Source organism: Thermosipho sp. 1070, from assembly GCF_001682135.1.
In the GTDB taxonomy this organism is placed as follows: domain Bacteria; phylum Thermotogota; class Thermotogae; order Thermotogales; family Fervidobacteriaceae; genus Thermosipho; species Thermosipho affectus.
This window is the reverse complement of sequence record NZ_CP007121.1, coordinates 494,206-512,701: the sequence shown is the minus strand read 5'-3', so window position 1 is coordinate 512,701 and position 18,496 is coordinate 494,206. Positions and strand designations below refer to the sequence as shown.

The 18,496-nt window shown below is 33.9% G+C and carries 18 protein-coding genes and 1 rRNA gene; 16 read left to right on the top strand and 3 right to left on the bottom strand.

Features of this window, described 5'->3' with window-relative positions:
• The first annotated feature begins 4 nt into the window (after positions 1–4).
• From atpD to Y592_RS02505, 13 genes are all read left to right on the top strand, one after another.
• On the top strand, positions 5–1,414 hold the full coding sequence (gene atpD / locus Y592_RS02565; protein WP_075665497.1) for a F0F1 ATP synthase subunit beta: 1,410 nt from the start codon (positions 5–7) through the stop codon (positions 1,412–1,414).
• 36 nt (positions 1,415–1,450) lie between these two features.
• The gene (locus tag Y592_RS02560) at positions 1,451–1,726 is read left to right on the top strand and encodes a F0F1 ATP synthase subunit epsilon (RefSeq protein WP_075665496.1); all 276 of its coding nucleotides are present in this window, start codon (positions 1,451–1,453) and stop codon (positions 1,724–1,726) included.
• 3 nt (positions 1,727–1,729) lie between these two features.
• The gene (locus tag Y592_RS02555) at positions 1,730–2,551 is read left to right on the top strand and encodes a DegV family protein (RefSeq protein ID WP_075665495.1); all 822 of its coding nucleotides are present in this window, start codon (positions 1,730–1,732) and stop codon (positions 2,549–2,551) included.
• Positions 2,552–2,586: 35 nt separating this feature from the next.
• Entirely contained in the window at positions 2,587–3,057 is a 471-nt protein-coding gene (locus Y592_RS02550; RefSeq protein ID WP_077288930.1) for a hypothetical protein, read from the top strand.
• An 11-nt stretch (positions 3,058–3,068) separates the two neighbouring features.
• A complete protein-coding gene (gene hpf / locus Y592_RS02545) occupies positions 3,069–3,599 on the top strand; it encodes a ribosome hibernation-promoting factor, HPF/YfiA family (RefSeq protein WP_077288929.1) in 531 nt (176 codons plus the stop codon).
• A 55-nt stretch (positions 3,600–3,654) separates the two neighbouring features.
• Entirely contained in the window at positions 3,655–6,252 is a 2,598-nt protein-coding gene (locus tag Y592_RS02540) for a GAF domain-containing sensor histidine kinase (protein WP_077197958.1), read from the top strand.
• A gap of 1 nt (position 6,253) precedes the next feature.
• Positions 6,254–6,613, top strand: a complete 360-nt coding sequence (panD, locus tag Y592_RS02535; RefSeq protein ID WP_075665491.1) for an aspartate 1-decarboxylase — start codon at positions 6,254–6,256, stop codon at positions 6,611–6,613.
• Positions 6,610–6,807, top strand: a complete 198-nt coding sequence (locus Y592_RS02530) for a DUF6485 family protein (protein ID WP_075665490.1) — start codon at positions 6,610–6,612, stop codon at positions 6,805–6,807. Before panD ends, Y592_RS02530 begins: the two co-directional genes overlap by 4 nt.
• A gap of 2 nt (positions 6,808–6,809) precedes the next feature.
• Complete coding sequence (locus Y592_RS02525) at positions 6,810–7,595, top strand: DUF4895 domain-containing protein (RefSeq protein ID WP_075665489.1); 786 nt, start codon at positions 6,810–6,812, stop codon at positions 7,593–7,595.
• 1 nt (position 7,596) lies between these two features.
• Entirely contained in the window at positions 7,597–8,196 is a 600-nt protein-coding gene (locus Y592_RS02520) for a heavy-metal-associated domain-containing protein (protein ID WP_075665488.1), read from the top strand.
• A complete protein-coding gene (locus tag Y592_RS02515; protein WP_075665487.1) occupies positions 8,197–8,910 on the top strand; it encodes a lipoate--protein ligase family protein in 714 nt (237 codons plus the stop codon). It begins immediately after the preceding gene.
• Positions 8,898–9,572, top strand: a complete 675-nt coding sequence (gene rsmI / locus Y592_RS02510) for a 16S rRNA (cytidine(1402)-2'-O)-methyltransferase (protein ID WP_075665486.1) — start codon at positions 8,898–8,900, stop codon at positions 9,570–9,572. The genes Y592_RS02515 and rsmI overlap by 13 nt, the downstream gene beginning before the upstream one ends.
• Before the next feature lie 427 nt (positions 9,573–9,999).
• A complete protein-coding gene (locus Y592_RS02505) occupies positions 10,000–10,197 on the top strand; it encodes a cold shock domain-containing protein (RefSeq protein WP_075665485.1) in 198 nt (65 codons plus the stop codon).
• A gap of 50 nt (positions 10,198–10,247) precedes the next feature.
• On the opposite strand, the gene Y592_RS02500 is transcribed toward Y592_RS02505, so the two are convergent.
• Positions 10,248–10,466 carry an FmdB family zinc ribbon protein gene (locus Y592_RS02500; RefSeq protein WP_075665484.1) on the bottom strand — a complete coding sequence of 73 codons (219 nt, stop codon included), beginning with the start codon at positions 10,464–10,466 and terminating at the stop codon, positions 10,248–10,250.
• A 100-nt stretch (positions 10,467–10,566) separates the two neighbouring features.
• On the opposite strand from Y592_RS02500, the gene priA reads away from it, so the two are divergent.
• Positions 10,567–12,795, top strand: coding sequence for a replication restart helicase PriA (priA, locus tag Y592_RS02495; RefSeq protein ID WP_075665483.1), 2,229 nt, complete (start codon positions 10,567–10,569; stop codon positions 12,793–12,795).
• Here priA and Y592_RS02490 read toward each other — a convergent pair.
• Together Y592_RS02490 and Y592_RS02485 are read right to left on the bottom strand one after the other, a co-directional pair.
• Entirely contained in the window at positions 12,788–13,240 is a 453-nt protein-coding gene (locus Y592_RS02490; RefSeq protein ID WP_075665482.1) for a chemotaxis protein CheW, read from the bottom strand. The two genes, priA and Y592_RS02490, sit on opposite strands and share 8 nt — an antisense overlap.
• A gap of 26 nt (positions 13,241–13,266) precedes the next feature.
• Positions 13,267–15,270: a helix-hairpin-helix domain-containing protein gene (locus Y592_RS02485; RefSeq protein ID WP_075665481.1), complete on the bottom strand. Its 2,004-nt coding sequence runs from the start codon at positions 15,268–15,270 to the stop codon at positions 13,267–13,269.
• Positions 15,271–15,462: 192 nt separating this feature from the next.
• On the opposite strand from Y592_RS02485, the gene Y592_RS02480 reads away from it, so the two are divergent.
• Both Y592_RS02480 and Y592_RS02475 read left to right on the top strand, forming a co-directional pair.
• A complete protein-coding gene (locus Y592_RS02480; protein WP_075665480.1) occupies positions 15,463–16,722 on the top strand; it encodes an ABC transporter substrate-binding protein in 1,260 nt (419 codons plus the stop codon).
• 172 nt (positions 16,723–16,894) lie between these two features.
• A 16S ribosomal RNA gene (locus Y592_RS02475) occupies positions 16,895–18,471 on the top strand.
• The last annotated feature ends 25 nt before the right edge of the window (positions 18,472–18,496 follow it).

Below are 18,496 nucleotides of genomic sequence, written 5' to 3'. Positions count from 1 at the left end.
TAAAGTGTCAAAGAAATCTAAAGGAAAGATTTTAAGAGTAATAGGTCCTGTAGTGGATGTTCAATTTGATGAGGAGGAACTTCCAGATATATATGATGCTTTAGAGGTTGTAAATCCTCAAACTGGTAAAAAGCTTATTTTAGAGGTTGAACAGCTCATAGGTGATAACGCTGTAAGAACAGTTGCACTTGACACTACAGATGGATTAATGAGAGGTCTTGAAGTTATAAATACAGGTGAACCTATAAAAGTTCCTGTGGGAAAAGGTGCTTTGGGAAGAATGTTTAACGTTATAGGTGAGCCAATTGATGGATTGGAAAAAGTTGAAAATGTAGAATATTGGCCGATACACAGAACTCCACCATCCATTACTGAACAATCCACATCGGTTGAGATATTGGAAACAGGTATAAAGGTTATAGACCTTCTTGCTCCGTTTCCAAAGGGTGGAAAAATAGGATTTTTTGGTGGCGCAGGTGTTGGAAAAACTGTTTTGGTTATGGAATTGATAAGGAATATAGCAATTGAGCACCATGGTTTTTCCATGTTTGCCGGTGTTGGTGAAAGAACAAGAGAAGGTAACGAATTATACCTGGACATGGAAGAAGCGGAAGTGCTTGACAATACCGTGTTGGTTTTTGGACAAATGAATGAACCCCCTGGGGCAAGGTTTAGGGTGGCTCTGTCTGCGTTGACTATTGCAGAGTACTTTAGAGATGTTGAAGGAAGGGACGTTTTGTTATTTATAGACAATATTTTTAGGTTTGTTCAGGCTGGTAGTGAAGTATCAGCACTTCTTGGAAGGATGCCATCTGCAGTGGGATATCAACCCACCCTTGCGACGGATATGGGAGAACTTCAAGAAAGGATTACCTCCACAAAGAAGGGATCAATTACTTCGGTGCAGGCAATTTACGTTCCCGCTGATGATATTACCGATCCTGCTCCTGCTACAACATTTACTCACCTTGATGCTACTGTAGTTTTGTCAAGAAGAAGAGCAGCTTTAGGGCTTTATCCTGCTGTGGATCCATTAGATTCTACTTCAAAGATGTTGGATCCTAATGTAGTGGGTCAGGAACACTATGAAGTGGCAAGAGGTGTCCAAGAAGTATTGCAAAGATACAAAGATTTGCAAGATATCATTGCAATTCTTGGTATGGAAGAACTATCGGAAGAGGATAAACTAATAGTTCAAAGGGCCAGAAAGATAGAAAGATTCTTGAGTCAACCTGTGCACGTTGCTGAGAAATTCAGTAATATTCCTGGAAAATATGTGCCAGTTAGTGAGACAATAAGAGGATTTAAAGAAATATTAGATGGAAAGCATGATGACTTACCAGAAATGGCATTTTACATGGTTGGTACTATAGATGAGGCAGTTGAAAAGGCCAAAAAATTACAAAAAGCGTGAGCAATTTTGCTCACGCATTTTTTGGAGGTGAAGAATTTGCGCCTAAAGATATATTATCCAAATGGTTTGTATTTTGATAAAGAAGTAGATATTGTTACCGTAAGAACAGAAGTGGGAGAAATGGGAATTTTAAAGGATAGGGCTCCGATTATAGCAAAGTTAAAAGTAGATAAAGTAATTGCAAAAAAAAACGATGAAAAATTTGAGTATATAGTTGATGATGGTTTTTTACATTGTGATGGTGAAAATGTTATAATAATAACAGAGGATGTTAAGGATGAAATAAATCCTCATGAGTATTTGGGGGGATAGGAAATGGTTGCATTTATTGTTGATTCATCTTTTGATAAACCCGATGTAGAATTGAAATATCCTATTTTTTATGCACCTTTAAGAGTGTATATTGATGGTAGAGAGTATATTGATAAGGAAAATTTGACCGTTGATGATTTTTACGGCATGCTAGATAAGGCAGAAACTTTTTCTACTTCATTGCCAAATCCAAAGGAAACGGAAGATTTGTTAAAAAAATTATTGGAAAGCTATGAACATGTATATATGCTTTCCATATCTAGTAAATTAAGTGGAACATACAACATGTTTAAAGCAATTAGTGCCCCGTATAAGGATAGAGTAACTGTTTTGGATTTAAAAAGTGCTAGTGTTGAATTGTATGTGCTATATAGAGGAATTGTTCATTATTTGGAAAAAGGTGTAAAGATTACCCAGGAGCTTGTTGATGAGTTAAGAAAGAATACGAAACTTCTTTTTGGGGTAATGTCTTTAAAATACTTAGAAAAAGGAGGAAGAATAGGTAAGGCAAAAGCACTGTTGGGTAGAATATTAAAAATAAAACCCATTTTGAGTGTGGATAGTGATGGAACTGTAGAATTGGTTGCAAAAGATAGGAAATTTTCGGGTGTAGTTGACAAGATAATTGAACTTGGTGAGGATTTTATAAAAAAACAGGGGATAAAAAAACCATATATATTAGCCGGATATGGAAGCCAAAAATACAAAAAATATTTAGATAGACTAATTGAGCATTTTAATATAAAGGATATCGCCCAGATTAGTGCAGCAGTTGGAGTACATACAGGTCCCGAGGTATTTGGGATTGTTATAGGTCAGTTTTAATTTGAAGGGGGGGACAGGAGGTATACCTCCAATTTATGGAAAAAAATTTAGAAAAGTTATTTTCAAATCAGTTGCCAAGCGATGATTTGGTGGTATTTTCTTCTATTCTTTTTTCAATAGGTTTTTCATCAAATTTATTTTTTAGTTTTGTTCTAAAAAATATATTTGTGTCGAATACCATATTTTTTATTGGACTACTTGGTTATATCATAGTTTTATGGAAATGGTGTCTTAAAATTCCAGATATATCCGAAAATAATAAAATAATTTTTTATTTCTACATAATATTTTCTATTACGTTTAGTTTTTTGTCATATTTTTTTCCTTTGCTGTTTATTATTTCAGCATCACTTGTGGTATCATTGATATTGATAGTAGATAAAAAGATAAATGAAAGTAATGTTTTGTTGAAAACTCTCTTTTTGATTTTAACGTTGTCTTTTTATCTTTTAGAATTTGCACCATATGTAAACTTTAGACTTAGAAAAATTCAGGAAAACCAGTAGGAGGTGATTTTATGGATTTTCGTGTTTCAACAAAAGGTGTAGAAATTACCGATGCAATTAAAAATTACTTAGAAAAGAGGTTAGAGAAGGTAGATAGGGTTATTGAGGATAATGTACATCTAGATATTAAATTTGAGAAAGATTCTTCAGAGTATGTGGGAAAAATAATGGTGCATTATTTGGGAAAAGACATTATTGTTTCGGAAAAATCCGTGGATATTTATAATTTGATTGATATTTTAACAGATTCTTTTGAAAAGAAGATTAAAAGAGAAAAAGATTATGTAAGGCCTACGCATAAGGCAAATAATAAAGGACTAGGTGAAATTTTCAAGGATGAGATGCCAGAGGGAGAAAAGGATGAAAAGATTTCAAATGTAAAGAGAGTTAATTTGATGATAACTAGTTTAGAAGAAGCAATTGCGCAAATGGAGGTAATGAATCACGAATTTTTTGTTTTTAGAAATATGGAAACTAATGAAATTAATATGTTACTGCGTTTGAAAAATGGAAAATTTATTTTATATGAATTTCAGGAATAAAAAAAGCACCCATATGGGTGCTTTTTTTGTGGTAGAATATACTTGAGGTGATTTTATGATTGAATTTTCTTTAATTTATAATGCAGTGAAAGATTTGTTTGAAATTGGTTATCCAAATGAAAATTTAGAGAGGCTTGCTAATTTATTGAGAGAAAAACTTAATATAAAAGAATTAGGACTTTCTTTATATGAAGAAAGAAAGAATATTTATAGGATAATTGCGGGAAAAGATGTTGGGAAAAAGGTGCCTGCAAATGATAAAGATGTTATTCCTTTGTATTTTGGTGACAAGAAAATAGGTGCGATAATTTCAAATGAAAAATTTGAAAAGAATGATTTTTTTGATGAATTTTCAAATATTTTTGGGCTTGTATGTGATTTGTTTTTGATTGAAAAGAGAAAGGAAAAATTGGAGAATATTCTACAACTGACGGACATTTTTGAGAAGAGTCAAGATTTATTTGAGTTAAAGAGAAATTTTGTTGAAAAACTTTCCGAGTATTTGCCGAGTGATCTTATTGTATTGGTTGGAAAAAAAGGGGAAGATTTTTTTGTGGAATATTCTCAGCCAAAAGACTTTGTTGGGAAGATAATACCGGGTTTTTCTGATTTTTCCTTTTTTGTTTTTAAAAAACAACCACAGATTTTGATAAAACCTAGTGTTAATTTTATAAATTCTGATTTAGTTGTAAAATCTTTGATAAGTGTACCAGTGGATGAAAAACAATGGCTTGTTTTTATTAATAAAAGACATGGAGAAGGTTATATTCCAGATAAAAGTTATGAAGATTTTGATTTGGATTTAGTAATTTCTGCTGTAAAGAGGTTTAACTTGGCTATTTCCAGACTTGTATTCTATGAAAATTTAAAATCTGAAGTGGAAAAATTAAACGTATTAAAAAAAGAGCATGAAAAATTGATAGAGGGCCAGAAAGAACAACTAAGGAAGATGAGTATAGTCCATTATTTGAGCCAGGCGATGAGAAGTAGTAATGACCCAAATAATGTTTTAAAAATTTTCTTAATTGGATTGACATCGGGAAGAACACTGGGATTTAACAGAGCACTTCTTTTGTTAAAAGATAATGAAAAAAATGCGTTGATAGGGAAGGCGTGGATAGGTCCTGCTAATGAAAAGGAAGTTGACACTATTTGGAAAAAAGCAAATCAAAGAGCGATGAAGTATGCAGATATTGTTCAATATTTGAGAGAAGAATCGTTGGGACTTGATCTGAACAACGAGTTAACTCAGAAAATAAGAAATAAGATTTTTCCATATAGATCTAGTAAATTTTTAGAAAGAGCTGTTTTAAGGAGAAAAATAGTACATGTGAATAAAAAGGTTTTAGTGGAAGAACTAGACTATCTTGTTCCTTTATTGGATACCGATGAATTTGTAATAGTACCTTTGATTGGAAAGAATGACACAATAGGTGTTGTAATATTGGATAATAAGTATTCAAAGCATAAAATTTCGAATGTAGATGTGGAAATTTTAAGATTAATATCGGATAGTGCGGGACTTGCCATTGAAAATTCGTTGAATTATAAAGAATTAAAGGATAAGACTATTAATTTGGAAAAGCAAAAGAATTTAGTGGAATTTTTAAAAGAGTTTTCAGAGCTCATTTTACAAAATTTATCAGCAGCAGTTATTGTAATCTCGAAGAATGGGAATATAAGCGAGTGGAATTCGCGCGCAGAGTATTATTTTGGTAGAAATAAGGAACAGATGATAGAAAAAAGGTTAGCAGATTTAGGATCTGAATTTGAGGATATAGAAAGCATGGCCTTTGAAGTTTTAAAGATGAAGGAAGAGATAAAACTTTCAAATTACCTAATACCCGTAATGGGACAGGAAAAATACTTTGATGTTTCTATTTCTCCACTTTGGGATGCAGAAAGGATTTTAATAAAGGGTATAATAGTTACTTTTGAGGATGTAACAGAAAGGGTAATTTTGGAAAAAGAGAGAAAAAAACAGGAAAAATTAGCTGTACTTGGTGAAATGGCTGCGAGAGTGGTTCACGAACTTAGAAATCCCATATCTGTTTTAGGTGGGTTTATAAAAAGACTTGAAAAGTATATAGATGATGAAAATAAAAGGAGAAAATACATAAAAATAATATCAGATGAAATTGTTAGATTAGAGGGAATTGTGAGTGAAATTTTGGAATTTAGTAGAGATAGGAGGATAACAGAATTTGTCCTCTTTAATTTAAATGAATTAATATCCGAAGTTTATATTTTACTAGAGGATAAAATAAAAGATAAAAATATACTTTTTGAATTCAAAGCCGATGAAAATGTTGAAGTGTATGCGGATAAACAGAGATTAAAACAAGTTTTGATAAATTTAATTCAAAATGCTATTGATGAAACACCATATGGTGGTAAAATATCAATTGAAGTAAAGAAATGTTTAAACACTGTAAAGATTAAGGTTTGGAATCAAGGTACTCCAATTCCCAGGGATATCTTGGAAAAGTTATTTATTCCATTTTTTACAACAAAAGTACATGGAACGGGATTGGGTTTACCAATATGTAAAAAAATTATAGAAGATGAACATGATGGAAAAATATGGGTTGAACCTGATGAAAATGGAAATGCATTTATTTTTGAATTACCTTTAAAAGATGAGGAGGAGTAAAATGCAGGAATTTTTGTTAAAATCAAAGATACATATGGCACGTGTGACGGATAAAAGTATCAATTATATGGGGAGTATAGGTATAGATATAGAACTTTTGGAAAAGTCCAATATTAAACCATATGAATTGGTTTTGGTAGCGGATGTGAACAACGGCCAGCGCTTTGTTACTTATACAATCCCTGAAGAACGAGGAAGTAAAAAAATAGTGATAAACGGTGCTGCTGCGAGGTTAGTAGAAGAAGGTGACAGGGTAATTATTATGGCTTTTGGTGTGTATTCTGATGGAGAATATAAAGGTCCAAAAGTTTTAATAATGGATGAAAACAATGAGGTAGTGGAAATAAAGGGGGATTTATGATGTACTGTGGAAATTTTGAAAAAAACTTAGAAAAGTGTAATTGTAGTTATCCTGGATGTCCTAAAAAAGGTAAATGTTGTGAGTGTATAGCATATCATAGGGAACGTGGAGAGTTACCCGCTTGTTATTTTACGGATGAGGAAGAAAAAACATGGAATAGAAGCATTGAATATTTTATAACTAGGAGACGCTAAAAATGGTATATTTTGGTCCTGAAAAGTTGAGACCTTTAATGAACGAAGTATTTAGTTTACTCGAAAAAGATAAGAATGTGTTGATGGATTTTTTGTATAAGTTTGAAGATGTACTAGATGTTTTTCATAAACATCTAATACTTGTTACAGTGGGATCTAATGGTATCTTTTTTTTAAATGCTGGTTATAATCCAGATGGTAAGTTCTTTTTTGGAGTTTCACTTAGTAATCCGTTTTTAAGAACACCATCACTTTATAAAATGGAATATTTTAATGAAGATTTTGAAAATTTATATATAAATAGTTTTTCAACAAGAAAAATTCCATTTATGACTGCTGGAATTTTAAAATTCCCAATAATGACGCATTTTTTAGCACTTGGTGGTGAAAAGTCTCTAATTTCAAAGGAATTGTTTTCAGAAGAGGTTTCTGGAAAAAGTTGGCTTAATTTTTCCAAAAAGGTGGATGATAAGACATATGATGAGCTTTTAGCTTTAAACGGGAAGAATTACTATTTTTTAAAGACTTTTTTAACAGATGATGGGGTTTATTTTGTAGGTATTGGAGAAGGAGAACATAAAAATTTATACGCAGAATTTTTTTCATTTTTAAGAAATAAGTATAAATTTCAGCCTGGTAAATATTTTCCTATTTCTGATATGAAAGACAAAGTTATTGGAATGTTTAAAGTAGATTTGGAAGATTTGAAAGAAAAATGGAGATATGTGGAAAGTTTTGTGGATGATTTTGAAAAGTTTAGAGGTTTTGTAAAGGATTTGGGGGGATAGTATGTTAAAAGTTGAAAGTGTTGAAAATGTTCTTTCAAAGATTCCTGGGGTTGAGGCTGCAAAAGTTGTCATTGAAAATGATCAAGTTGTAGAGATACATGTTGTCGCAGATGATGAGAAAAGCCCCAAACAACTTGTAAGGGATATCGAAACCGTTTTATTTGCGAGTTTAGGTTTGAAGATTGATAGAAAAGTGGTTAGTATTGCTCAGTTAAATTTAGGCATGGAATCCTCAAAGATCATTCCTTATAGATTGACAGATATAAATGTCCAGGAAAAAGAACGAACATTAAGTGTAAAGGTAGAAATAACACATGGCCAGGAGGTTTTTATAGGGGAATTTGCTGGCCCGAAAACGCGCAAGAATATTCCAATAATTATTGGAAATGCCGTTTTAAATGCGCTTGAAAATATTCATAACTTTGCAATTTCAGTGGATGATTCTATTGAAGCAACAATTGCGGGAAAACAATTTATAATCACGCACCTTTCAAAAGAATACAATTCATATGAGGAAAGTATTATAGGGGCTGCAGAATTAAAAGTTGATAAATACACAGCTATTGCTGAGAGTGTGTTAGATGCATTTAGGAGGATATAAATGTATTACATTGAAACGTGGAAGCTTTCGGGAGATTTGAATATGGCAGTTGATTATGTTTTGGGGAAATCCAATGCTCCATTTTTTAGACTATATACTTGGAAAGAACCAACACTTTCATTAGGTAAAAATCAAAGTGTTGAAGATGTAGATTTTGATTTTTTGAGGGAAAATAATATAAAGTGTGTAAGAAGACCTACGGGTGGTAGAGCGGTATTGCACAAATATGAATTGACATATAGTATTGTTATTCCAAATGGACATGAGCTGTATAGATTGTCCATCATAAGTCTTTATAAAGCAATTTCGCAATTAATTGTAGATGTTTTAAATAAATTAGATGTGCCTGTAAGGTTAGTATCTCGAGGGATTCGCGGAAACACCAATGTGTGCTTTGATGCACCATCTTGGTATGAAATTGTTTTGGATAACAAAAAAGTAGTGGGAAGTGCGCAAATGAGAACTAGATCATTTGTTTTGCAGCATGGTTCTATTGTTTTAAAGACTATAGATAACGTTGATAGATGTTTTAAAAATACAAATCAAAAAATAGTTCAATATGGAATTGACCAATCTAAAAACATTGAAATTAACAGATTGAGAGAGTTATTGTATGAAAAATTTGATGAAAAATTTGGATTGATAAAGTTTCAAGATGTAGATAAAATTTTGAAATCTGCAGAGAGGGAGAGAAAAAAGTTTTGTTGTATATAATTGGAACGCCAATAGGAAATTTAGAAGATATAACTTTAAGGGCACTTAGAATTTTAAAAGAGGTAGATTATATTTTTGCAGAAGATACAAGAAGAGCATTGAAGCTCTTAAATTTTTATTCAATAAAGAAACCTGTAGATTCATATAACGAACATTCATCGTTAAAAAAGATAGATAAAATTTTATCAATGTTGAAAGATGGTAAAAATATAGCTTATCTTTCGGATGCGGGTATGCCGGTAATTGCTGATCCAGGAACTGAACTGGTTAATTTATGTGTGGAAAATAATATTGAATGGGATGTAATACCTGGAGTAAGTTCCGTGCTAACTGCTATTGCTGCAAGTGGCTTTTATGGGAATAGGTTTGTTTTTCTGGGATTTATGCCTAGAGATAAAAAAAGAAGAAGGATTTTAAGAAAAATAAAAGAAAATGATATGTCAGATGTATATATTTTTTTTGAAAGTCCAGAAAGATTGATGAAAACGTTAAACGATGTGTATGATATTTTAGGAAATGTGGAGATCTTTGTGGCAAGGGAACTCACAAAGGTTCATCAAGAATATTTTAAAGGCACAGTGCAAAGAGCTTTAGAAAGATTCTCAGAAGGAGTAAGAGGCGAAATTACTGTTGTTTTAAAAGTTAATCGTAAAAAAGGTTAAAAACTACATTTTTTCTGTAGGCAAAAATAGTTTTAATGTTTCCAAAATGGATTTTTTATTGGGTTTATTCCGGATAAAACATCGTATACTGTCTACAATAACATTTTATATATTTTCTTGAAGTTCATTGAAGATGGAAAGCTCTAAGATATGGAATTTTCTCAAAGTATAACGTTCCCATTTCTAATGTCTCTCTAAATAAAAGAGTAAACAGTTCTTTTAAAAATACCTAGGTCTCCCCTTGAAAGTAGAATTTCAAGGAAGTTGTGGCAGAATATAGTTGTGAAATTTTCGATTAAGTTTGAGTGTTTTCTTTTTATTTTTGAAATAGCTCAAAAACAGTTGACAAAAAATAATTATGGGTGTATACTTTAATCAACCCCGAGAGGCGGGGATTGTAAAAAGATTTACGAGGAGGCGTTTTTTTATGAAAGGTACAGTAAAGTGGTTTGATGCAAAAAAAGGTTATGGATTTATTACCAAGGAGGACGGAGAAGACATTTTTGTTCACTGGAGTGCTATTCAAACAGATGGATTCAAAACATTAAAAGAAGGACAAGAAGTGGAATTTGAAGTTCAAGATGGTCAAAAAGGTCCTCAAGCAGCAAATGTTAAACCTCTTTAATTTATAATTAAAGTAGGATTATAATTGGCCCCCGTAAGGGGGCATTAATTTTATTTAGAATCATTTGAACTAGAATTATTTGAAGAAGTACTTTTTTTGCTATCTGTTATATAGAATCCACTACCTTTAAAGACTATACCAACTCTTCCTATTGCCTTTTCCATTTGTGAACCGCATATTTCGCATTCGAGATTCAGTTGTTCTTTAAATGAGTGCAATTCAACTTTTTCGTTTCCGCATTTTTTACAAACGTATCTGTACAGTGGCATTTTATCACCTCCTATTTTATTTTTTACCCTTTATATTATCCAATATCATTAACTATAAGTCAAGTTTTATAATATGGTACAATTCTAATGAGGTGATTATATGATATACGAAGTTGCAATTTCAAACTCAAGTTTTAAAAGGACTTTCTTTGTAAACTCTGATTTTAAATTGGAAACTGGCGAAAGGATTTTCTTAAAGTTTAGGGGAAGAAAAGAGATAGGTTATGTTTTAAAAGAAAATCCTGGAAAGGTTGAAGGTGAAGTAATAGGAAAGGTAGATGGTAGGAGTTTTTTAGAAGGGTGGTTTGTTGAAGCTTTGAATGAGGCTTCTAATTTTTTTAATACACCAATTGGTAGATTGTTTGATCTTTCCTTTCCAAAGGGGATAGAAAATTATTTTGTTGAAAAAGTGTTTTCTAATAACCCACTTTATGACTTTAATGGAATGGCAGTTGGAGAATTTATTGAAAGGTTTGGAGAAAAAAAATTAAAGGAATTTTTAATGAACGGAGTAATTTACATAGAAAAGGATTTTCAGTATAAGTTTCCAAGGCCAAGGAAAGAGTTATATGTATTTTTAAATGCTTTACCTTCGGAAATTTTTGAAAAGAAACTTACCAAAAAGCAAAAAAAAGTTATAGATTATCTTCTTGTGAACAATTACACCACTTATTCAGAACTTAGGGAGTTTTTGGATATAAATAAGGATGTCTTATTACAGCTTGAAAGAAAGGGATTGTTGAGATTAAATGAGGAATTTCCGAAGGATTTTGAAGATATAGATTTAAGCGAAAGTCAAAAAAAAATTGTTGAAGATATATTAAAGAAAAATAAATTAAAGGTATTGTTATATGGTGTAACAGGTAGTGGGAAAACAGAAGTTTATCTTTCTGTAATTAAAAAAAGCAATTCAAAGACATTATATCTTGTTCCAGAAGTTTCATTGATAGAACAGACGGTAAATAGGATAAAATCAAGACTTTCTGGGAAAAAGGTGGGGATATTTCATAGTTATCTTACAAAGAGTCAAAAGATAGAGTTATGGATGAGAGCAGTAACTGGGAAGATCGATATACTTGTAGGAACAAGGAGTGCGTTCTTTATACCATTTAATAAAGATTTGATAATTGTTGACGAAGAACACGATGATAGCTATTATCAAGACGGAGAAGTTGTTTATGACTTGATTTACCTTGTAGAAAAATTTCCAGGACTTGTAATCTTTGGTTCTGCTACCCCTAGATTGGAACACTACGTGAAGGCTACAAGGAATGATATGAAACTTTGTACGTTAAAGGAGAGGTACGGGACGGTACTTCCGAAGGTTGAAGTTGTTGATATGAAAGAAGAAGAAAAAGTTATACCATATGTTTCAAAGAGTATTTTGAAAAATGTTAAGAGAGAACTGGAAAATGGAAAAAGTGTTATGTTTTTTGTTAGAAGAAAAGGATATTCTTTAATTATGTGTCAAAATTGTGGAAATGTATTAAAGTGTCCAAATTGTGATGTGGCATTAACTTACCATAAATCTGAAAGAAAATTGAAGTGTCATATATGTGGATTTGAAAGTGTTCCTGAAATTTCTTGCCAAATTTGTGGTTCTGTCCTTTTTTACGAAAAAGGAATGGGAACTGAAAGATTGGAAGGAGAATTACAAAAAGTTTTCCCGGGTAGAAATATAGTAAGAGTTGATACGGAAGTGGTAAAAAATTACCAAAAATTTCAAAAGGTGTTGAAAAAATTATACGAAGGAGAAATTGATATTTTAATTGGAACAAAGATGATTACAAAGGGATTAGATGTTCCTACCGTGAGTTTAATTGGGGTTATTGATGTAGATGCAATGAGGAATATCCCAGATTACAATTCTTCTTTAAATCTTTTTAGATTATTAGTTCAAGTAATAGGAAGAGCTGGAAGAAAGGAAAAAGGGAAAGCTTTGATACAAACTTATGAAAGAGATAGTTTTGTCATAGAATATGCATTAAGACAAGATGTAGAAGGTTATTATGAATACGAATTAAAACAAAGGAAGGATCTAGAATATCCCCCCTTTGTAGATATTATTCAGGTTATTGTTTATTCTAATAATAAGGAGCTTGGTCTAAAAAATGCAAAAAAACTTGTACTTGAACTTGAAAATTTTAATCTGAAAATACTTGGACCTACTGAATTTTTTATTCCAAAAATAAGAAATAACTTCTTGTATCATTTTATAGTAAAAACGCATGATGTAGGTAAAACAAATCGTATTTTAAACGAAGTAATTTCAAAATATCCTACAAAGGTAAAGATAAGGGTTAATCCCCCGTCTTTATATGTTACTTAACCATGGAGGAAATTTCTAATTTTTCCTCTTTTTTTAATACTTTTTCTACATCTAGTATTAGTATCATCCTGTTTTCGAGTTTTGCTACACCCAATAGAAATTCTGATGATTGACCACTATATTCTGGAGTTTGATCAATTTGTTCGCCTGTTAAAGTTATTACTTCTTTAACATCATCAACTAAGAAGCCCATTTTCTTTTCATTTTCAAATCTAATTACTATGATCTTTGATTTTTCTTTGTCTTGAAAGTCCGGTAATATAAACTTTTTTCTGAGGTTTATTATCGGTATTACTTCTCCCATGAGGTTTATTATACCTTCAACAAAGTCTAATGAATTTGGAAGTTTAGTTGTTTTTTCGTATTCTTTTACTCTGTCGACTTTCATGATATCAATTGCAAATTCCTCATCACCAAGGATAAAAGTCAAAACTTTAAGTTCCATTCTTTCACCTCCATAGAAAAATTATATCATACAGGTTTTAGCTTTATGTGTCTTAGTTCTTTGTCGAGTTCAATTACTTCTACTTTTATTATATCATTTATTTTCATTTCTCTATTGAGAAGTTTTTTATAGATAAAGCCACTTTCTTTTAATCCGATATCTAAAAAAACACCAAAGTCTGTTATATTTGTTACTTTTCCCTTTAGAATTGTTCCAACTTTTAGCATTTCAAATGTTATTATATTATCATAGAATATAACTTCATGTGAGCTATTTCTTAAATCTTTTCCCATATTTTTAATCTCATTTAATATGTAATCTAAAGTTAGATTTCCAATGTTGTATTTTTCAGAAATTTCTTTAATGTTTTGATTTTTTAATATTTCTTCGGCTATATTGTAATGTTCAGGGTGAATGCCGGTTGCCTCTAAAGGATTTTTTCCATCTTTTATTCTAAGAAATCCAGCACATTGCGTGTATGTTTTTTTTCCAAGTCCGTCTATTTCAAGTAGTTGTTTTCTTTCGGTGAATTTTCCGATCTTTTCTCTGTATTTTATTATTTTTTTTGCAATAGAAGGGGTTATTCCAGAGACATATTCTAAAAGTTTTGAAGAAGCACTGTTTAAATCTACTCCAACTAAATTTACCACATCACTAACTACATTTTTGAGTTCTTCATCTAGTTTTTTTTGATTAACATCGTGTTGATATTGCCCTATACCTAGTGACTTTGGATTTATTTTTACGAGTTCTGCCATAGGATCTTGGATTCTTCTTCCAATACTAACTGCACTTCTTATGGTTGGATCTAAGTCTGGAAATTCTTCAATTGCTATATCTGAAGTGGAATATACCGATGCACCTGCTTCATTTGAAAAAGTGTATTTAATATCTAATTTATGTTTTTTTATAAGAGATACTATGAATTTTTGGACTTCTCTTGAGGCAGTTCCATTTCCTATAACTACTAAATCAAGGTGATATTTTTCTATAAATTCTAAAACCTTCTTTTCTGAATTTTCAAAATCAAGGTGAGGAGATGTGGGAAATATAATAGCATAGTCTAATAGGTTACCAAATTCGTCGAGAATTGCAATTTTACATCCTGTTTTATTACCTGGATCAATCGCAATGAGCCTTTTGTTTCTTAGTGGTTTTGTTAGTAAGAGTTGTTTTAAATTTTCCGCGAACACCTTTATAGCCCTGTCTTCTGCTTTTTTTGTTAATGTGTTTCTTACTCTTTTTTCAATTGAAGGAAATAACAATTTCCATCCCTTTTCAAGACCCTTTCGTATTATTTTATTTTGCTCCCATTTGGTTAGACTGTATAAGTATTCTTGGTGTTTTTTGTTAATATACAGTTTTACCTGTAAAACACCTTCTTTTTCCCCTCGATTAATAGATAGTATATTATGTTCTTTGAGATGTTTGATTTTCCTTTCAAATTTGTCGTATGTATCGTATTTTGTTTTTTCTTTTATCTTTTTTTGGCATTTTATGTGTCCATGTTCAAGTAAAATTAACTCTAACTTTTTTCTTATTATATCGTTATGTGCAAATTTTTGGGCCAATATGTCCGTTATTCCATCTATTATTTTTTCTTTCGTATTAAAAAGAGATGTATAGTGTGTTTTTATATCTATTTTTTGGTTTTTACATGCTTTTTCTGCAAGCGGGAGTAGACCGTTCTCTATTGCAATATCTGCCTTAGTTTTTTTTCTTTTTTTGTATGGAAGGTAGATATCCTCAAGCTCTGTTAAATTGTATGAATTTTGTATCTTTTTTCTTAACGAAGTTGTGAGTTTTCTTTCTTTTTCCAAAGTTTTGAGTATTTTTTTCTTTAGTTTTTCTACCTTTTCAAGATATTTGTACTTTTTTTCAATTTCTCTTAATGTTATTTCGTTCAAACCACCTGTTTGATCTTTCCTATATCTAGCTACAAAGTGTATTGTGTTTTCTTTTAGAAGACTTATTGCATTTTTTACTTTCCATTCTTCTAAATTTAATTCTCTGGCTATTATTTTTTCCATAAAATTCCTCCTTTTGTTAATTATACCAGAATATGGTGTTGTCTAAGATAAAATAAGATAAATGGATTTTAATATCTTTATATGATTTTAATGTTTTTACATAAAGTTTTGTAAATTTTATTTTAATATAAAAATAGTACGCAATGTGGTATAATATATAAAGCCAAATAACGTATAAGAAGGAGGGGTAACATGAAAAAGTTTTTGGTAGTTTTGTTATCACTTTTAGTTTTGGTGTCATTTGCAAAAACTAAAGTTGTGTTCTGGCATGCTATGGGTGGAAATCACGGAAAAACATTGGAACAGATTGTGAAATCTTTTAATGATTCTCATACAGATATAGAGGTTGAAGCTGTATATGTTGGAAATTATGGTGCATTAAGCCAAAAATTGCTTGCTGGCGCTCAGGCAGGAGAACTTCCTACGATTTCACAAGCGTATTCCAACTGGACTGCAAAGCTTATTCAAAGTGGTGTTGTCCAAAAATTAAATGGTTTTCTTTCGGATACAGAAATAGGTTTAACTAAAGAGGAATGGGAAGATATTTATGAACCTTTGAGAAAGAATTGTATGTGGGGTAATGATGTTTATGCAATTCCATTTAACAAGAGTTTGTATATGTTGTATTACAATGCTGATCTTTTAACCCTTTATGGTGTAGATATTCCAAAGTCTATTAACGAATTATATTATGCAGCTAAGGTTTTAACAGAAGATGTAGATGGTGATGGGAAACCTGATCAATACGGTTTTGGATTTAGAACTACTGCCGATTTGTTCCAAATTCTTTTGTCTTTGAGAGGCGGGTCAATCTTGAAGTTTGTTGATGGAAAATGGGTTTCAAATATTGATAGTCCAGAAACAAGGGATGTTTTGAAATTTGTAAAAAAATTAATTGATGAAGGAATTGCATATTATCAAGGTGGATATATGAATGATCCATTTGGTCAACAAAAAGTTGTTATGTATATTGGAACAATTGCAGGTAGAAAATATGTTGAAAGTTCGGTTAAAGGAAAATTTAATTGGAGTTGGGCACCAGTTCCTGTTTGGAAAACAAGAAATGTACCATTTGCGGGAACCGATGTTATTATGTTTTCAAATGCAACCGAAGAGCAAAAGAAAGCTGCATGGGAATTTATGAAATATCTTATATCTCCAGATGTTACAGCATTCTGGTCAGTAAATACGGGGTATATCCCAGTAAGAAAGAGTGCACTTGAAACAAATATATGGAAAGAAAATGTAAAATCTGATCCACTTGCTGAAATTCCTTTAACTCAAATTGATAATGCAGTATTTGATCCACAAATAGGTGTATGGTATGAAATAAGGAGTGTAGTCGGAAACATGTTTTCTGATTTTGTAAATGGAAAAGTTGATATGGAAACGGCAATAAAAACGGCAGATGATCAAATTAATAAGTATTTAGCCGAAGAATACGGAGAATAAAAATCTAATGGCTTCGGGTTTCCGAAGCCATTGTTTTTTTCTTAAATAAAATTTAACAAAAGGCAAGGGTTGACAGAAAAAGATAAGTATGGTAAATTAGAAGACGCGAGGTTGAGGAGGTCATTGAAAAATAGATAGCAGCTCTGCGGATAAGAAGGACGAGCCCGAGATAGAGATGGAGGGTTTGATCCTGGCTCAGGGTGAACGCTGGCGGCGTGCCTTACACATGCAAGTCGAGCGAAGCTGCTAACTGGAGTCCTTCGGGGTGAAGGTTAGTAGACTGAGCGGCGGACGGGTGAGTAACGCGTAGGTGACCTACCCTTCAGAGGGGGATAACTGTGGGAAACTGCAGCTAATACCCCATACGTTCGCTAGGGAGAGGTACTAGCGAAGAAAGGGGCGTAAAGCTCTGCTGAGGGATGGGCCTGCGTTCCATCAGGTAGTTGGTGAGGTAAAGGCTCACCAAGCCTACGACGGATAGCCGGTCTGAGAGGATGGCCGGCCACAAGGGCACTGAGACACGGGTCCTACTCCTACGGGAGGCAGCAGTGGGGGATATTGGACAATGGGCGGAAGCCTGATCCAGCGACGCCGCGTGCGGGAAGGAGCCCTTCGGGGTGTAAACCGCTGTGGTGGGAGACGAATAAGGTAAGGAGTGGAAAGTCTTACCGATGACGGTATCCCACTAGGAAGCCCCGGCTAACTACGTGCCAGCAGCCGCGGTAATACGTAGGGGGCGAGCGTTACCCGGATTTACTGGGCGTAAAGGGGGCGTAGGCGGTCGTGGAAGTCCGGTGTGAAAAGCCACGGCTCAACTGTGGAACTGCGCTGGAAACCACGCGACTTGAGGGCGGTAGAGGGAGACGGAACTGCTGGTGTAGGGGTGAAATCCGTAGATATCAGCAGGAACGCCGGTGGGGAAGCCGGTCTCCTGGGCCGTACCTGACGCTGAGGCCCGAAAGCTAGGGGAGCGAACCGGATTAGATACCCGGGTAGTCCTAGCCGTAAACGATGCCCACTAGGTGTGGGGGAGTGATTCCTCCGTGCTGAAGCGAACGCGATAAGTGGGCCGCCTGGGGAGTATGCCCGCAAGGGTGAAACTCAAAGGAATTGACGGGACCCCGCACAAGCGGTGGAGCGTGTGGTTTAATTGGACGCTAAGCCAAGAACCTTACCAGGGCTTGACATGCTGGTGGTACTGACCCGAAAGGGGAGGGACTCTCGCCGAGAGGTGAGGGAGCCGGCACAGGTGGTGCACGGTCGTCGTCAGCTCGTGCCGTGAGGTGTTGGGTTAAGTCCCGCAACGAGCGCAACCCCTGCCCTTAGTTGCCAGCGGTTAGGCCGGGGACTCTAAGGGGACTGCCGGCGACGAGCCGGAGGAAGGAGGGGATGACGTCAGATACTCGTGCCCCTTATGCTCTGGGCGACACACGCGCTACAATGGGTGGGACAGCGGGATGCGAGCCAGTGATGGTGAGCGAAACCCTGAAACCCACTCGCAGTACGGATTGCAGGCTGAAACTCGCCTGCATGAAGTCGGAATCGCTAGTAATCGCGGATCAGCCACGCCGCGGTGAATACGTTCCCGGGGTTTGTACACACCGCCCGTCACGCCACCCGAGTTGGCAGCGCCCGAAGGTGGTTACTCCAACCTGAGAAGGAGGGGGGCTACTGAGGGCGAGGCTGGCGAGGGGGGCGAAGTCGTAACAAGGTAGGTGTACCGGAAGGTGCGCCTGGATCACCTCCTTTCTAAGGAGAGTAAGCGGAGCTGCTA

Bases quoted from the DNA above. Each gene is read 5' to 3' on its own strand.
- Y592_RS02555 (WP_075665495.1), top strand. From the start codon at position 1,730: ATGGTTGCATTTATTGTTGATTCATCTTTTGATAAACCCGATGTAGAA.
- Y592_RS02550 (WP_077288930.1), top strand. From the start codon at position 2,587: ATGGAAAAAAATTTAGAAAAGTTATTTTCAAATCAGTTGCCAAGCGAT.
- hpf (WP_077288929.1), top strand. From the start codon at position 3,069: ATGGATTTTCGTGTTTCAACAAAAGGTGTAGAAATTACCGATGCAATT.
- Y592_RS02540 (WP_077197958.1), top strand. From the start codon at position 3,655: ATGATTGAATTTTCTTTAATTTATAATGCAGTGAAAGATTTGTTTGAA.
- panD (WP_075665491.1), top strand. From the start codon at position 6,254: ATGCAGGAATTTTTGTTAAAATCAAAGATACATATGGCACGTGTGACG.
- Y592_RS02530 (WP_075665490.1), top strand. From the start codon at position 6,610: ATGATGTACTGTGGAAATTTTGAAAAAAACTTAGAAAAGTGTAATTGT.
- Y592_RS02525 (WP_075665489.1), top strand. From the start codon at position 6,810: ATGGTATATTTTGGTCCTGAAAAGTTGAGACCTTTAATGAACGAAGTA.
- Y592_RS02520 (WP_075665488.1), top strand. From the start codon at position 7,597: ATGTTAAAAGTTGAAAGTGTTGAAAATGTTCTTTCAAAGATTCCTGGG.
- Y592_RS02515 (WP_075665487.1), top strand. From the start codon at position 8,197: ATGTATTACATTGAAACGTGGAAGCTTTCGGGAGATTTGAATATGGCA.
- Y592_RS02505 (WP_075665485.1), top strand. From the start codon at position 10,000: ATGAAAGGTACAGTAAAGTGGTTTGATGCAAAAAAAGGTTATGGATTT.
- Y592_RS02500 (WP_075665484.1), bottom strand. From the start codon at position 10,466: ATGCCACTGTACAGATACGTTTGTAAAAAATGCGGAAACGAAAAAGTT.
- priA (WP_075665483.1), top strand. From the start codon at position 10,567: ATGATATACGAAGTTGCAATTTCAAACTCAAGTTTTAAAAGGACTTTC.
- Y592_RS02490 (WP_075665482.1), bottom strand. From the start codon at position 13,240: ATGGAACTTAAAGTTTTGACTTTTATCCTTGGTGATGAGGAATTTGCA.
- Y592_RS02485 (WP_075665481.1), bottom strand. From the start codon at position 15,270: ATGGAAAAAATAATAGCCAGAGAATTAAATTTAGAAGAATGGAAAGTA.
- Y592_RS02480 (WP_075665480.1), top strand. From the start codon at position 15,463: ATGAAAAAGTTTTTGGTAGTTTTGTTATCACTTTTAGTTTTGGTGTCA.